This window comes from Flavobacterium aureirubrum (genome assembly GCF_038739835.1).
Taxonomy (GTDB): Bacteria; Bacteroidota; Bacteroidia; order Flavobacteriales; family Flavobacteriaceae; genus Flavobacterium; species Flavobacterium aureirubrum.
On sequence record NZ_JBCGDO010000020.1, the window covers coordinates 1 to 15,941 of the forward strand.

Below are 15,941 nucleotides of genomic sequence, written 5' to 3' on the forward strand. Positions count from 1 at the left end.
TAACCACCGACAGTCAAACCGGTAGAAAATATTACACAAATATGTTTATGAAAAGATAACCAATTCGTGTTCCCATAAAATAGTTTGATTATTGTTTTGTTTGATTTTGACAGATCGAAAAACCCACACAATCGAGTGGGTTTTTGCTATATACTAGGTTCAACTTTTGCAGTTAGATATTCCATTCAAAAAACAAAAGGAATAATTACAAAACACCAGTTTATTTTTCAATAAAATACAAATTGACTTTGGTGGTTGACGGTTTGAATTTCATATTTTCTTGTTCTTTTTGTCGGTCAATGAGGAGAATTCCGTCCAAATGGTCGCGTTCGTGCTGAAAAATAACGGATGTAAAACCTTCGAGAATTTCGGTCACTTTTTCGCCTTTCAAGTTATAATACTGCACTTGAATTGAGTAATGACGCATAATCATGCCGCGTTCGTCAAACGATAAATCGCCTTCTGGACCTTTTTGCATCAACTCTGATTTCCAATTAATCTCGGGATTGATGAAAACTTCAAACGGTTTATCTTCTTTGTCAAATCGTTGAACTAAAACCATTCTACGATTAATACCAACTTGTGGCGCGGCAATCCCAACACCACGATGGTTCACATCTTGAACCGACTTCAGCATTCGTTTTGCCAACACTTTGGTTAGTTTGTCTTTTGGATTTATAGATTTGGAAACACTTTTTAAAATGATAGAATCGTTGTGAAACTTGGTTTGCGTTACCCGCATCATTTGGGTAGTATCCGCGAGTAGTAACTCTTTTTCCTGAGTGGTCAGCTTTTCATATTGCTGCGAATGTACCACAGTAGAAAACAATAGCGCGAAAATAACGGATTTGATTATAGAATTCATAACGAAATGGAACTTTTTCAAAGATAGTTATTTTAAGATTTTCAGACTTTCGGATATTCAGATTTTCGGATTGTATGTATCAATGAGTTGCTACATTGACAAAATATTCTGCTAAAGTTTATAAATGAGTTGTTAACGTGAGAAAACTTCTTGCTAACAGGTTTGAAACATTTACAAAGGAAAGGTTTGTTTGAATTTGTTTTTGAAATTAGTTTGTGGTCACGGATTGCAAATCCGCGCTATCGGGGACTTTTTCAAAGATACAGATTTTGGTAAATAACTTCGATCACTATGTACTTATACTTACTTAAGTTAAGCATAAGGCTAAACTAAGTAAAGTATAAAGCTAAACTGAGTTAAGCATAAGGCTATACTAAGTTGAGTATAAAGCTATACTAAGTTGAGTATAAAGCTATACTAAGTTGAGCATAAGGCTAAACTAAGTTGAGTATAAGGCTACACTAAGTTGAGCATAAAGCTATACTTAGTTTAGTCTTATACTGTTGTTTTTATTTTTTAAGACTGAAAATGAAGTAGTTACAAAGCGTCTTTTTTACCTAAAAAAACAATGTTTTGATGGTTTTTCTGCTTGTGGGAGTAATATTTAGTCAAAAAAAAACCTTTGCCAAATTAGGATACATTGACAAAGGTTGGGGTTTATTTGAATTTTTTTTTTGAAATTAGTTTGTGGTCACGGATTGCAAATCCGCCTATCGGGTTTGCAGAATGAAACTTTTTTAGTTTTTTGATACTATCCATTTATCCTTTTTGAACTCATAAATTGGGGTTGGTAGCAGCTTTACACAAGAAAAAGCAAGACCATAATCAAAAGCGGCTTTAGTATAATTTTCATTAAATATTGGCTTGACTATATAAAATATTCCAGTTTTGCACAATTCTAAAGTGTGACTATCTTCTCCTTTTTTTATATTCCAAATATCTTTCGAGCTGACTATTTTAATTTTATTGACCTTAATTTTTTCGCTGTCCAATTTGAAGTTTTTTGAAACCGATAACAGACTATCGAGATTTGCATCCGTTTTTAGATTGAGTTGCATTTTTAGTTTTGATTTGATATCATAGCCTGGGTTTTCTGAATTATTAATATCTACCAATGATTCTTCTGGTATTTCTAGAATACACTTGCAATTATTTTCCTTTAAAGTTTGGAAAATTAAATCATTGGCTTTCTGATTATAAATAGTGGTTTTTGAAACTTCTTCTTTGGAACAACTAAATGCAATCCAGATAAAAAGACAAAAAGAAATATGAATGTTTTTCATTATTTATTTTAGATAATGTAAAGTTGGTTGTTGGTTAGACCGAGCTGCTCGCACAAGCTGCGATCTAAAAGTCGAATATTTATAATCTAAATTGCTAAAATCATATCGTATCTATGCATTCCAATTTCATAGTAATCATTTGTTATTTTGGTGACTTTAAATCCATACTTTTCAAAGAAACCATATGAATATTGAGTAGTATCAATAATTACAGGAAACTTTGGTTTGAGCAGTTTTATTTGTTCAATTCTATAGTTCAATAGCCTTTCACCAAAACCCATTTTATGAAAATCTTTATGAATTAATCCCCAAGCCAATGAAATGATTCCGTTGTTATCTTTATCTCCAAACCCACCACAACCAATCGTTTTGTTATTATGATTAACTACATAAAATTGAGTTTTGTTATCGTCGCTTTCAAGTCTTGTTAAAAAGGCTTCGAAGTCCTGTACCTCTTGATTTGTGAAATAAGTAGGGACATTACTCTTAAAAGCGTTTATGCAACCAAGTCTGTCTGTATTTAAATATTTTTTTATTTGTATCTCCATTTTTTTTGATCGTGTAGGTTTTTTTGAAAACAACAATTTACACCCGCGCTATCGGGGATGTATTTGGCTGTTTTTGAAGCAAATAAAGTAAGAATTACTAAGAAAATAGTAGTTGAATAAACCGGGCAGTCGGGGTTTAATTAAAACTCCAATTGAAAACCAATACCATTGTCATTGGCGATAACTTTTAATGCTGATTTATCAAAATAGGTAACATTTTTGTTGGGCATAGAATTATACCCCTCGATGGCTTTTTTAATATTCTTAATACCGCCTAATCTTACAGGAATTCCAACAACAGCTGTAGCCAAACCAACAATAAGGAAAGCTGAAGAACCTTTTTTTCCATTATTGGCAAGTGATACATTACTTAATCCGCTACCAATGAAAAAACCTATTCCTCCCCCTATTAAAATACTGCCAAGCATGGCTCCATTTTCCCCTTTTTTATATTGATTGTAAATACTTGGTTCTACTTTTAAAACTGTTGCTAATTGATCATCGGTAAGGATTTCATCATTCAAAGTTATTTTGGATGCTGATTTATAAATAAGTTTTTCACTCTTCTTTTTAAGAACTACAGTTTCTTTTCTTGAAGTTTGCTCATTAGTAACATTTTTGACTTTTATTTTGTTTTCAGACTCATAGACTATTGTACCATTGATATCCATGATCTTTTTTATGGAGGTTAACGGATACGTTGTTTCTGTTTGAGAAACTTCATTAAAATAAGTTGCATTTCCATTTTCAATAGTTAGATTTTTAAATTCAAGTATTGAATTGCTATTGAAAGTAATATAACCTGCTTTTACAACTTTCTTCTCTTGGGAAAATGAAATTAAACTAAAAATGAGGCATAAAAGGATACTAATTTTTTTCATAGTTTTATATGTTAACTATTTTAATAGTTTTAATTAAATCTAAAATTTACATTTTAATTGATTTACAATAATTAATTAATCTTTATTAAACTAACTTTGAAACAATACCTTTATTTTTGGCTTGGTCAATATAGAAATCCTTTCCGGTGCTCGTCTATGACGAGTACCTATTTACCTTTATTTGACAAATAAAGCGTTTGTAACGCGGGTTTTAAAACATTTTATCAAATATAGTATTTTTGAGAAAACAATAATATAAAACAGAATCTTAATTATTACTTCTTTTTTAGTTAACCGCATAGCAAATGCTACGATTTTTGTTCTAATTTAAGTAGGTACTCGTAACAGACGAGCACCAGTTTGGGGTTTTGATTGTTTCTCGCAAACACACAATGGGGCAAAGAAAATTTTCAGTATATAGCGTCTTAGCGCCTTTGCGAGTTAAATAATTTTTATGTAAAAAGTCTTAAATTGAATTTTTATCGGATAGCAATGATTGGAAATAAAAACTATTTATAAAAAAAACCACCCAAAAAAATGGATGGTTTTCCAAACAATTAACTTAACTTAAAACTAAAAACAATAACTATTTTCAGCCACTAACTTAGCTGTAATAGTTTCTCTTAAACCAACAATATTAGGCATGTTGGTGTATTTTGTAAATCGGCGTAGCCCCATAAGCATCATGCGTTGTTCGTCGCCTTCGGCAAAAGAGATAATGCTTTCTTTTCCTCTAGCGGCAACAATATCTACGGCTTTGTATAAGTATAATTTTGCCATGGCAATTTGCTCTTGAACTTTAGCTTCTCCTTCTTTTTTAGCTAATTTTTCAGTTCTAAGAATAGTACTTTCCGCCATGTAAATTTCAATCAACATATCGGCAGCAGCCATTAATAGTTGTTGGTGTGCATCCAAGTCCATTCCGTATTTTTGAACGGCAGCACCTGCTACCATAAGAAATGCTTTTTTCAATTTGCCTACCATTTCTTTTTCTTCCGAAAATAGCTCTGAATAATCTGGTGTGTCAAAAGATGGAATTCCCATTAATTCTTCTTGCACTTTCATGGCTGGTCCAAGCAAATCAACGTGACCTTTCATCGCTTTTTTGATTAACATCCCAACGGATAACATTCGGTTGATTTCGTTCGTTCCTTCATATATACGGGCAATACGAGCATCTCTCCAAGCACTTTCCATAGGTGTGTCTTCAGAGAAACCCATTCCGCCATAAATTTGAATTCCTTCATCGGCACAGTTTTGAACATCTTCCGAAACGGCTACTTTCAAGATAGAACATTCGATAGCAAATTCTTCAACTCCTTTTAATTCGGCTTCTTGATGACTTGCGCCTTCAGCTTCACGAAGTTTTATTCTGTTTTCAATGTCTTTTGCAGCACGATACGTAGCACTTTCTCCAGCATAAGCCGAAGTTGCCATTTCGGCTAGTTTATAACGAATAGCTCCAAAAGATGATATAGGCGTGTTGAACTGTATTCTTTCGTTAGCATAGTTCACAGCGTTAGAAGTTACACGACGTTGCGCATCCAAACAAGCGGCTGCCAATTTGATACGACCAACATTCAATGCATTCATAGCGATTTTGAAACCTTCGCCACGAGCAGCCAACATATTTTCTACAGGAACTTTAGTATCTGCAAAGAAAACTTGACGCGTAGAAGAAGCACGAATTCCTAATTTATGTTCTTCTTCGTTCATGGTAATTCCGTTGCTTGGATCATTTTCTACGATGAAACCTGTAATGTTTTTATCATCTTCAATTCTTGCGAATACAATAAATACAGAACAAAAACCTGCGTTAGAAATCCACATTTTTTGTCCTGTGATTTTGTAATGCGTTCCATCTTCTGAAAGAACCGCTTTTGTTTTTCCTGAATTTGCGTCCGAACCTGCTCCTGGTTCTGTTAAGCAATACGCTCCGAACCATTCACCAGAAGCTAATTTTGGTACGTATTTTTGTTTTTGTTCTTCTGTTCCGTATAATGTAATTGGCATGGTTCCAATTCCTGTATGCGCCCCAAAAGCTGTAGAAAACGAACCTGTCGCTCCCGAAATATAATCACAAACTAGGCAAGTATCCACAAATCCCATTCCCATTCCGCCATAATTTTCTGGAACGGCAACACTTAAAAATCCCATTTCTCCTGCTTGTTTCATTACGGCTTCTGTAAATGCGTAATCTTTATGCTCAAAACGGTCTTTATTTGGCCAAATTTCTTTATCAACGAATTCTTTAACAGAATCACGCATCATGATTTGCTCTTCTGAGAAATCTTCTGGTGTGAAAACGTCTTCACACTTTGTTTCTTTAACTAGGAATTGTCCTCCTCTGGTTATATCGCTCATTTTTTTATTTTTTTTAATTTTAATAGTTATTTTATTTTTTAGAATATAGAGAATAGAGAATAGAAAATAGACGGGATCATTGAGAAGATACTTTTCTTTAATCCATTTTGAAATGACATTGTCATTCTTTGAAATTCTTCTATTTTCTTTTCTAATTTTATGAAGGTTTCTTCATCAATATATTTTCTATGTTTTGCAACAATTAATTGTGTTATTAATTCAAAAGAAGAGTCTAAAGCTATATCAACAAAATGACTAAACGATTTGTCCGTTCGAGATGAACCTTCAGCAATATTACTTGGAATAGAAACAGAACAACGGCTCATTTGAGAACTTAAATCATATCTTTCATGTTTTGGAAACTCTAATAAAATATCAGAAATATCATTTGCAATTTCAATTCCTAATTGCCATACTTTCAAATTTTTATAATTATGTCTCATAACAAAACTCTATATAATTAAACTCAAAATCTATTTTCTATTCTCTATTTTCTATTCTCTATTTTCTATACTCTTCAAATTACAACAACTCGTAAATTCCTGCAGAACCTTGTCCAGTTCCTACACACATACTTACAATTCCGTATTTGGATTTTCTTAAACGCATTTCGTCAAATAATTGAACGGATAATTTTGCTCCTGTGCAACCTAGTGGATGTCCAAGTGCAATCGCGCCACCGTTTACGTTAATGATATCAGGATTTAAACCTAATTCTCTAACAACAGCTAATGATTGAGAGGCAAATGCTTCGTTTAGTTCGATTAAATCGATGTCATTCAAGGTTAATCCTGCTTGTTTTAGTGCTTTTGGAATAGCTTTTACTGGACCAATTCCCATAATTCTTGGTTCAACACCTGCTGATGCAAAATTTACTAATCTAGCAATAGGAGTAACACCTAATTCTTTTACCATTTCTTCGCTCATGATTAAAACGAAAGCCGCACCATCACTCATCTGTGAAGAGTTTCCTGCTGTTACAGAACCATCAGCTGCGAATACAGGTTTTAGTTTTCCTAAAGCAGCAATATTGGTGTCAGCTCTTGGACCTTCATCTTTGCTTACTACGTATGATTTTGTTTCTTTTTTACCATTTTCATTGATGAAAGTCTGCTCCACGGTAATTGGAACAATTTGTTTATCAAATTTACCTTCGGCTTGCGCTTTTAAGGCTTTTTGATGTGAATTGTAAGCAAACTCATCTTGATCTTCACGAGAAACGTTGAATTGTTTGGCAACTGCTTCTGCTGTTAAACCCATTCCCCAATAGTAATCTTCGTTTCCTTCTTTTGCTACAGCGTAATCTGGTGTTGGTTTATAACCACCCATTGGGATAAAACTCATACTCTCAGCTCCACCGGCAATGATACAATCAGCCATTCCACTTTGGATTTTGGCTGTTGCCATTCCGATAGTTTCTAATCCTGAAGCGCAGTATCTATTTACTGTTACACCTGGAACGTCAGTTACTTTTAATCCCATTAAGGAAATTAATCGTCCCACATTTAGACCTTGCTCAGCTTCTGGCATTGCGTTTCCAACCATTACGTCGTCGATACGTTTTTTGTCAAAATCAGGAAATTGTGCCATCATGTGTTCGATGGTTTCTGCTGCTAATTCGTCAGGACGTTTGAAGCGGAAAACTCCTTTTGGCGCTTTTCCAACTGCTGTACGAAATCCGGATACTATATATGCTGTTTTCATATTTTATTGTATTAATTTTTTTGTATTAAGATTGGAGTATAAAGTATTAAGATTTTTTCTAACAATTATGTCTTGATACTTAATACAATTATCTTGATACTTATGTTTTTAATGTTTTTTGAAAAGAGAAATTCATATTTGAAACTTCTACTAATTTGTTAATTATAGGCTGTATTATTTCTTCTGATATTAGTTTTAACCTTTTTGCGAGTATTAGTTGAGTTATTAATTCAAAAGTAGAACCATTAGCTATTCCTAAAAATTGGATAAATTCTTTATTATGATTTCTACCTGAACCTTCAGCTATGTTAGAAGGAATAGAAACTGCACATTTTTTTATTTGATGTATCAAATTGAATTTTTCATCATCAGGTAAAAGCAAAGAAATTTCATAAACTTCAACAGCTATGTCCATTGCTTTTTGCCAGATTTTTAGTTTTTCAAAATTGTGCATATTTGTTTTGTATTAAGATTGGAGTATTAAGTATCAAGACTTCCAATCCTGTTTAATTTTTATTTAATATCTACACTCTTAAGTCTTAATACTTAATACTTCTGTCTTAATACTAATTTCTCAACGGTTTCCCTTTAGTTAACATAAACTGAATTCGCTCTAGAGTTTTTCTTTCTGTACACAAACTCAAGAAAGCTTCACGTTCGATGTCTAATAAATATTGTTCACTTACTAATGTTGGTTCAGATAAATCGCCTCCAGCCATTACATAAGCTAGTTTGTTAGCAATTTTTAAATCGTGTTCTGAGATGTATTTCCCAGCAACCATTTGGTTTGTTCCTACTAAGAACATTCCTAATGCTTGTTTTCCTAATACTTTGATATCCGTTCTTCTTACTGGTTGTGTGTAACCTTGATCAGCCATTTGTAATGCTACTTGTTTCGCTACAGCAATTTGACGGTCTTTGTTTACCACAACGATGTCTTTTCCTTTTTGTAAAATTCCTAAATCAAACGCTTCGTAAGCTGATGTTGCTACTTTTGCCATTCCAATAGTTAGGAAGTTTTCTTGTAAAACATTTAATTCCACATCATTTTTACGGAATAAATCACTTGCACGTAAAGCCATTTCTTTAGATCCACCGCCACCAGGAATTACACCCACTCCAAATTCTACTAAACCAATGTAGGTTTCAGCAGCGGCGACAACTCTGTCAGCATGCATACTCATTTCGCATCCACCACCAAGTGTCATTCCATGAGGCGCGACAATTACTGGAATAGAGGAGTAGCGCACTCGCATCATTGTGTCTTGGAACATTTTGATAGCCATATTCAATTCGTCGTATTCTTGCTCAACAGCCATCATGAAAATCATTCCGATGTTAGCTCCAACTGAGAAATTCGTTCCTTGATTTCCAATTACTAATCCTTTATACTCTTTTTCAGCTAAGTCGATAGCTTTGTTGATAGCGGTTAAAACGCCACCACCAATAGTATTCATTTTAGAGTGGAATTCTAAGTTCAAAATGCCATCACCCAAATCGATAACTGAAGCGTCTGAGTTACCCCAAACTTTGTGACTTTCTCTGATGTTATCTAAAATAATGAATGCATCTTGACCTGGTTTTTCTTCTTGAGCTTTTGATGGAATGTTGTAGAAACACGTTTTACCATTTTTAACCGAATAAAACGATTTGTTTCCTGAAATCAACATATCCGTTACCCAAGCTGCTGGTTTGTATCCTTCAGCTTCCATTATTGCTATTGCTTTTTCTACACCAATGGCATCCCAAATTTCAAACGGACCATTTTCCCAACCGAAACCAGCTTTCATAGCGTCGTCGATTTTGTAGAATTCGTCAGTGATTTCTGGAACTCTGTTAGAACAATAAGCAAACATTGCTGAGAAATTTTTTCTGTAGAAATCACCAGCTTTATCTTTTCCTTTTACCAAAACTTTAAATCTATCAATTGGTTTGTCAATTGTTTTGGTAAGTTCTAAAGTGGCGAACGATGCTTTTTTAGCCGCTGTATATTCTAAAGTATCTAAATCTAACGATAAGATTTCTTTACCTTCTTTTTTGTAAAATCCTTGTCCTGTTTTGCTTCCTAACCATTTTTTTTCCATCATTTTGTTGATGAAATCTGGTAGTTTGAACAATTCGTGTGCTTCATCATTTGGACAATTGTCATAAATTCCGTTAGCTACGTGAACCAACGTATCTAAACCAACTACGTCAACAGTTCTGAATGTTGCCGATTTTGGACGACCAATAACTGGACCTGTTAATTTATCAACTTCTTCAATGGTTAATCCCATTTCCTTAACTTGGTGGAACAAACTTTGGATTCCGAAGATACCGATTCTGTTTCCGATAAAAGCTGGAGTATCTTTAGCAATTACTGAAGTTTTTCCTAAGAATTTTGAACCGTATTCAAAAAGGAAATCCAATACTTCTTGTGATGTTTTTGGACCTGGAATGATTTCGAATAATTTCAAATAACGTGCAGGATTGAAGAAATGCGTACCACAGAAATGGGCTTGAAAATCATCGCTTCTTCCTTCACTCATAAAGTTAATTGGAATACCTGATGTATTTGACGTTACTAATGTTCCCGGTTTACGGAATTTGTCGATTTGTTCAAAAACCAATTTCTTGATATCTAAACGCTCTACCACTACTTCGATAATCCAATCGCAAGTTGCAATTTTGGACATATCATCCGTTGTGTTTCCTGTTGTAATTCGGCTAGCAAATTTCTGACTGTAAATAGGTGATGGGTTGCTTTTTAAAGCATTTGCTAAATGGTCATTTACCAAACGATTGCGAACCACTTTACTTTCTAAAGTTAGTCCTTTCTTTTCCTCGATTTCAGTAAGTGCATTAGGCACAATGTCTAAAAGTAGTACTTCCAAACCGATGTTAGCAAAATGACAAGCAATTCCTGAACCCATTATTCCTGAGCCGACTACTGCCACTTTTTTAATTGTTCGTTTCATGTTTTTCTTTTTAAAGATAACAGAAAATAGAGAATAGAAAAAAGACTTTACTGTCTAGTTCAACCTCTATATTCTTTATTCTATGTTCTATATTCTTAATTTAAAAAATCTTTTTCTCTGCAATCAAATCATTAATTATATCTGCGACTTCTATAAAGTTTTGAAGTTTTTCATCTGATATATTTTTTCGGATACTTTCATTAAATTTAAGTACAGTTTCTTTAGATTGTGCTCGCATTTGTTTCCCAAAATCGGTTAGGTAAATTAACACGCCACGACCATCATCTGGATTTTTCTTTCGTATGATTAATCCTTTTTCTTCTAATGTTTTTAAGGTTCTAGTTAATGAAGTTGCTTCCATTCCCATTCTAGAACTGATAGCCGTTGATGGTGTTCCGTCTTCTTTGTCAATGCTTAGAAGTGCAAAACCTATCGCCATTGAGCCGTCAAACTTTGATGCTTCTTCGTTGTACATTCTTGAAACGGCCTGCCAGGTGGCACGTAGAATGTAATCTATGGTTTTGTCTTTCATTTTTTACTACAACGTTTTCTTTCTGTTGTCAAATATATAAAATATTTATTATGCACGCATAGTATTTGTGTTAAATTTTATGCATGCATAGTATTTTTTTTAAGTTTGAGGTACAAAAAATGAGGTGAGAAGTGAGTTAAATGACCCTTTATTTTGGAACACTGATTAAAGAAATTCTTAACATTAATAAATCTGTATTTCAAAAAAGTATATTAAGTTTTTGTTTTGTTATTAGTTTGAGAGTCTAAATTGTTAGCGTACCACAACCCTACCGTTGCTATGCAGTATCTATAGGGTTGCTATAAAGCAACTATGGCGAAGTGTAGGTTATCTCTGGTTTGTATTTGGTTCGTAACTTGTTCGTAAAAAAAGGTTTATTTTTTGCAAATGCATTGAAAATTAGTATTATTTTAGGTTACCACAGCTAAGCAGCAAATAGAAACAAGACAGGAGCGAAGAAGAATATAAAAAAATGAAGTACAAACGATGGCTAGAGTTAAAGTAGAAGGAGAATTTCCTAAGCGAATTGATGATTATGTTCTTTATAAATTGGAAGACCAAATCATTATGAGAGCTAAAAGTGGCTTTACTACAAAAGCTTTAAAAACTTCGCCAAAGTATGCCTTAAGTAGGCAGAATGCTTCTGAGTTTGGACGGGTTTCTTCTACTTGTAAGGAACTTCGGTTGGCTTTGAAGGATTATTTACCTAAAAAAAATAATCTTTTGGTGGTGAATAACTTGACTAAAAAGATGCGTCAGTTGTTGGTTTTTGATACAGAATCAATAAGAGGTGAACGTACATTAGCCAAAGCACTCGTTACTATTGAAGCACAAAATCAACTAAAAAGGTTTCATTTTAATCCTGAAATGGCAATTTCTTTAGATTGTACAATTACAAATAACCAATTACAATTTACTACTGATGGAATCGTACTTCCCGATGGTGGAACTAGTGTTAGTTGTACTGTTTTGACTTTAGCTTTTAATTTTGAGACCAAAACGAATTCTTTGTGTGAGAGTGATAAACACTTTTACAACCTCACAACGCTACCTAATTCTATTACACTTGAAGTGCCTAAAATGGAGCTTACTGATGGTATCTTGTTTACTATTTTAGTACTTGATTTTTACAAGGAACTAGACGGCACTTATGTTCCTTTGGAGGATGATAGGAGTAAAGTGGTGGTTATTATTTAATTATTTCATTCCCCCAATTTATATTTCTCTAAACTTTTTTCTAGAATGCTTTTCATCCTTTTGCGCATTCCTTCTGGTTTGATGATTTCTATACCGTTGCCAAATCCGAGAAGTAGTCGCTCCAATTCGTAGTTTTCTACTAAAAATAAATGAATGATAATGCTTCCATCTTCGTTGGTTTTTATCAATCGTTGGGAATTGTGTAATGGTTTTGTTATCACATAAGGCGCATTGGTTCGGTCAATCCAAAGTACTATTTTTTTGGGTTGTAATCCGGTGTTTACGGTTACGCCAACTATATTTTTATAAAATTTTTCAGCATCAAATTCTTCTTCTAAATAAGGTGTTTGAAAATCATAATCTACTGCAATAATGCGGTCTAATGCTAAATTACTTATAGGTGCTGCACTACGTTTTCTGCCTACTAAAAACCAACGATTGTTGAACTCTTTCAAAATAAAGGCGTGAAACAAAAACGTATTTTCATCACGAGACGTGAACGACTTGTAGGTAATTTTAAGGGCTACTTTTTTGATTATGGCTTGATACAATTCGTCTAGAAAATGCAGTCCTTTTAAGTTTTCGTTTTTATCTAAATGGATTACCGGTTGCGTATGCGATTTTTCGGAATAGATTTTATCTTCCAATCGTTGTAAAATATCCGAAACATCATGAAACAAAGAAAAGTCTTTGAACTGTTTTAGCATAGAAACTGTTTCGGTTAGCACATTAATATCGGTTTCGGTTAAGGGAATATCTGTAATCGAATAGTCATCATCGGCATAGCGATAGTATTTTTTGTCGTATACTTCAATTGGCGCATTGTAGCCCAGTTTTTCGCTACGCATTAGTTGAATGTCCAACTGAATGGTTCGTTTGCTTACCGGATTTTCTTTACCTTCATATTCATACAATGCTTCACTAACTGCTTCAATCAAATCTTCCAAAGTCCATTGGCGGTAGTGATTTTGCAAACATTTATCAATGGTTTTATAGCGAATGAGTGCGTTTTTGTTTTGAGCCATTTTGTTTAGTTTTCAGTTTTCAGTGTTCAGTTTTCAGTTTACAGTTTACAGTTTACAGTTTACAGTTTTCAAAACCAATCAAATTTAAAGTTTATTATTTACTACGCAAAATAATTGCGTAGTAGTTTTTGAATATTTGTAATGTAAAACAATAACCCGATTTATTCATCGGAAATAAGTCGGGTTTCACAAAAGGAAAAGAAAATGAAAACACCTATCAATGGAAATGATCTAATGGAATTGGGTTTGCCACAAGGACAAATCATCGGCATTGCCTTAAAAATAAACAGCAAACGACATGGTTTTACTCGTGAACAAATGTTGGCACATTTTAAATTGGTTCTTGAAAATCCCGAAAATTATATTGATGATGCTATTTTTAGCAAATTGGCTGTTGCCTTAATCGAAAAAGCCAATGAAAAACCAGAAGATTTCATTCAGTTAAATCCAACACCCAATGCTTTTACGGCTTATGGTTTAGCCCATATTGAAGAAGGTGCCAAAAAACAGATGGAAGTAGCGATGCAATTGCCTGTTACCGTTGCTGGTGCGTTAATGCCTGATGCACATCAAGGGTATGGATTGCCTATTGGTGGTGTTTTGGCTACTCGAAACGCGATAATTCCTTATGGTGTTGGCGTTGATATTGGTTGTCGAATGGCGTTATCGGTTTATGATATTACAGAAGATTTTTATTATGCCAATCAAGATAAATTTAAGCGAGAATTGACTGCGCACACCAAGTTTGGTGCAGGTCATGGTTTTCAAGGTCAGTACAAAGCTGAGCATGCTGTTTTGGATAGCCCTGTTTTTGAAGCCAATTCGTTTATAAAAAATTTGAAAGACAAAGCTTGGTCACAATTGGGTTCGTCTGGTGGTGGCAATCACTTTGTGGAATTTGGTATTATGGAATTCATGGAAGCCGATGCCGATTTGGGAATTCCTAAAGGGAAATATGTGGCATTGTTAACCCATTCGGGTTCGAGAGGTTTTGGTGCTACCGTTGCTGGGCATTATACTAAAATGGCGAAAGACGTTTGTAAACTTCCAGAAATAGCCCGAAACTTAGCTTATTTGGATATGAATTCTGAGTTGGGACAAGCATATTGGATAGCTATGAACTTAGCAGGTGATTATGCTTCTGCGTGTCATGAAGTTATCCATAACAAAATGGAAAAAGCACTGGGCGCAACGGTTTTAACCAAAGTAGAAAACCACCATAACTTTGCTTGGAAAGAGATTTGGAATGGCGAAGAAGTAATTGTACACAGAAAAGGTGCGACACCAGCCGGAAAAGGCGTCATGGGAATTATTCCAGGCAGTATGACCGCACCGGGATTTTTAGTAAGAGGAAAAGGTGAAGAGAACGCCATCAACTCGGCTTCACATGGCGCAGGACGACAAATGAGCCGAACCCAAGCGGAGAAAAACATTACCAAAGTCGAAATGCAAGCCGTATTAAAAGATCATGGTGTAACCTTAATTGGCGCAGGTTTAGACGAAGCACCAATGGCTTACAAAGACATTAATTTGGTTATGGAAGCCCAAAAAGATTTGGTTGATGTCGTGGCAAAGTTTACTCCCAAATTGGTTCGCATGGCGGATGATGGAAGTCGTGAGGACTAGTATTCAGTCTCAGTTTTCAGTGAGCAGTTTTCAGTGAGCAGTTGTAATGTTACATAAAATCCAATACATGCAGGTTCGAATCCTCCTGCGCAACCAAGTAAGTCGCATAGTTTAAATTGGATAAAACGATTGGATTTAGAGCATTTCAAATTAGGTATTTATACATAGATTGGGAATGCTTTTTTTCTTACATTTGAGAAATTAGCCATGAAAGAAATAATACTTAAAAAGTTAAAAGAGGCAGAACTTCAAAAAGGAGTTGAAATCTTGTATGCGGTAGAATCGGGTAGTCGTGCTTGGGGATTTGCCTCGCCTGATAGCGACTATGACATCCGTTTTATCTACAAACACGATTTAGATTATTACTTATCACTTTGGGAACAAACCGATGTTATTGAGTTTATGACCGAGGATAATTTGGACGGTTCAGGTTGGGATTTACGGAAAGCCGTAAAATTATTAGCAAAATCCAACGCACCTTTGCTGGAGTGGTTGTTTTCGCCAGTGGTGTATTTTGAAAATGAAGCGTTTATAGCTGAAATGCGCCGTTTGGCAAAAGATTGCTTTTCGCCTATAGCTTGTTTGCACCATTATTTGGGTACGACCAAGAATTTCATGGACGTATGCCAAGCCGAAGAAGTAAAACTAAAAAGTTATTTCTACGCTTTGCGCACAGCCTTAGCCGGAAAATGGATTATAGAACACAACAGTTTTCCACCAGTAGATTTCATGGAATTGTTGCCCATTGCGCCACCAAACATACAAGAAAAAGTAAAAGAATTGATGCAAATAAAAGCCAACCAAGACGAAAAATACTTGCACCCAAAAGAGGCTTTGATTACTAATTTCTTGATGGAAACAGTGAAGTTTAATCAAGAGAAAGCTGTTGGGTTGAGTAGTGGTAAGAAGATGAGTTTGGAATTGGATGGGGTTTTTAGGAGGATGATAAATAATTAAAT

At 34.4% G+C, this 15,941-nt stretch carries 14 protein-coding genes; 3 read left to right on the plus strand and 11 right to left on the minus strand.

Annotated elements, in window-relative coordinates:
* Positions 1-220 precede the first annotated feature (220 nt).
* From WFZ85_RS12905 to WFZ85_RS12950, 10 genes are all read right to left on the minus strand, one after another.
* Positions 221-865: a peptide deformylase gene (locus WFZ85_RS12905; RefSeq protein WP_342696713.1), complete on the minus strand. Its 645-nt coding sequence runs from the start codon at positions 863-865 to the stop codon at positions 221-223.
* 737 nt (positions 866-1,602) lie between these two features.
* Positions 1,603-2,148 carry a hypothetical protein gene (locus WFZ85_RS12910; RefSeq protein ID WP_342696714.1) on the minus strand — a complete coding sequence of 182 codons (546 nt, stop codon included), beginning with the start codon at positions 2,146-2,148 and terminating at the stop codon, positions 1,603-1,605.
* Between the two features lie 86 nt (positions 2,149-2,234).
* Positions 2,235-2,696 carry a GNAT family N-acetyltransferase gene (locus tag WFZ85_RS12915; protein ID WP_342696715.1) on the minus strand — a complete coding sequence of 154 codons (462 nt, stop codon included), beginning with the start codon at positions 2,694-2,696 and terminating at the stop codon, positions 2,235-2,237.
* A 140-nt stretch (positions 2,697-2,836) separates the two neighbouring features.
* Positions 2,837-3,577 carry a hypothetical protein gene (locus WFZ85_RS12920; protein ID WP_342696716.1) on the minus strand — a complete coding sequence of 247 codons (741 nt, stop codon included), beginning with the start codon at positions 3,575-3,577 and terminating at the stop codon, positions 2,837-2,839.
* A gap of 573 nt (positions 3,578-4,150) precedes the next feature.
* Positions 4,151-5,941 (minus strand): acyl-CoA dehydrogenase family protein, encoded by a 1,791-nt coding sequence (locus WFZ85_RS12925; protein ID WP_342696717.1) that lies wholly within the window; start codon positions 5,939-5,941, stop codon positions 4,151-4,153.
* Positions 5,942-5,979: 38 nt separating this feature from the next.
* Entirely contained in the window at positions 5,980-6,384 is a 405-nt protein-coding gene (locus WFZ85_RS12930) for a four helix bundle protein (RefSeq protein WP_342696718.1), read from the minus strand.
* Between the two features lie 79 nt (positions 6,385-6,463).
* Positions 6,464-7,645, minus strand: coding sequence for an acetyl-CoA C-acyltransferase (locus WFZ85_RS12935; RefSeq protein ID WP_342696719.1), 1,182 nt, complete (start codon positions 7,643-7,645; stop codon positions 6,464-6,466).
* Positions 7,646-7,745: 100 nt separating this feature from the next.
* Positions 7,746-8,099: a four helix bundle protein gene (locus WFZ85_RS12940; protein ID WP_288109979.1), complete on the minus strand. Its 354-nt coding sequence runs from the start codon at positions 8,097-8,099 to the stop codon at positions 7,746-7,748.
* 112 nt (positions 8,100-8,211) lie between these two features.
* On the minus strand, positions 8,212-10,602 hold the full coding sequence (locus WFZ85_RS12945; RefSeq protein ID WP_342696720.1) for a 3-hydroxyacyl-CoA dehydrogenase/enoyl-CoA hydratase family protein: 2,391 nt from the start codon (positions 10,600-10,602) through the stop codon (positions 8,212-8,214).
* Between the two features lie 100 nt (positions 10,603-10,702).
* Positions 10,703-11,134: a MarR family winged helix-turn-helix transcriptional regulator gene (locus WFZ85_RS12950; protein ID WP_288109982.1), complete on the minus strand. Its 432-nt coding sequence runs from the start codon at positions 11,132-11,134 to the stop codon at positions 10,703-10,705.
* A gap of 486 nt (positions 11,135-11,620) precedes the next feature.
* On the opposite strand from WFZ85_RS12950, the gene WFZ85_RS12955 reads away from it, so the two are divergent.
* Positions 11,621-12,331, plus strand: coding sequence for a hypothetical protein (locus WFZ85_RS12955; RefSeq protein WP_342696721.1), 711 nt, complete (start codon positions 11,621-11,623; stop codon positions 12,329-12,331).
* 5 nt (positions 12,332-12,336) lie between these two features.
* Here WFZ85_RS12955 and WFZ85_RS12960 read toward each other — a convergent pair whose 3' ends face one another.
* Positions 12,337-13,356 carry a helix-turn-helix transcriptional regulator gene (locus WFZ85_RS12960; RefSeq protein WP_342696722.1) on the minus strand — a complete coding sequence of 340 codons (1,020 nt, stop codon included), beginning with the start codon at positions 13,354-13,356 and terminating at the stop codon, positions 12,337-12,339.
* A gap of 204 nt (positions 13,357-13,560) precedes the next feature.
* On the opposite strand from WFZ85_RS12960, the gene WFZ85_RS12965 reads away from it, so the two are divergent.
* Both WFZ85_RS12965 and WFZ85_RS12970 read left to right on the plus strand, forming a co-directional pair.
* Positions 13,561-14,982 carry an RtcB family protein gene (locus WFZ85_RS12965; protein WP_342696723.1) on the plus strand — a complete coding sequence of 474 codons (1,422 nt, stop codon included), beginning with the start codon at positions 13,561-13,563 and terminating at the stop codon, positions 14,980-14,982.
* A gap of 207 nt (positions 14,983-15,189) precedes the next feature.
* A complete protein-coding gene (locus WFZ85_RS12970; protein WP_342696724.1) occupies positions 15,190-15,939 on the plus strand; it encodes a nucleotidyltransferase domain-containing protein in 750 nt (249 codons plus the stop codon).
* Positions 15,940-15,941: the final 2 nt, after the last annotated feature.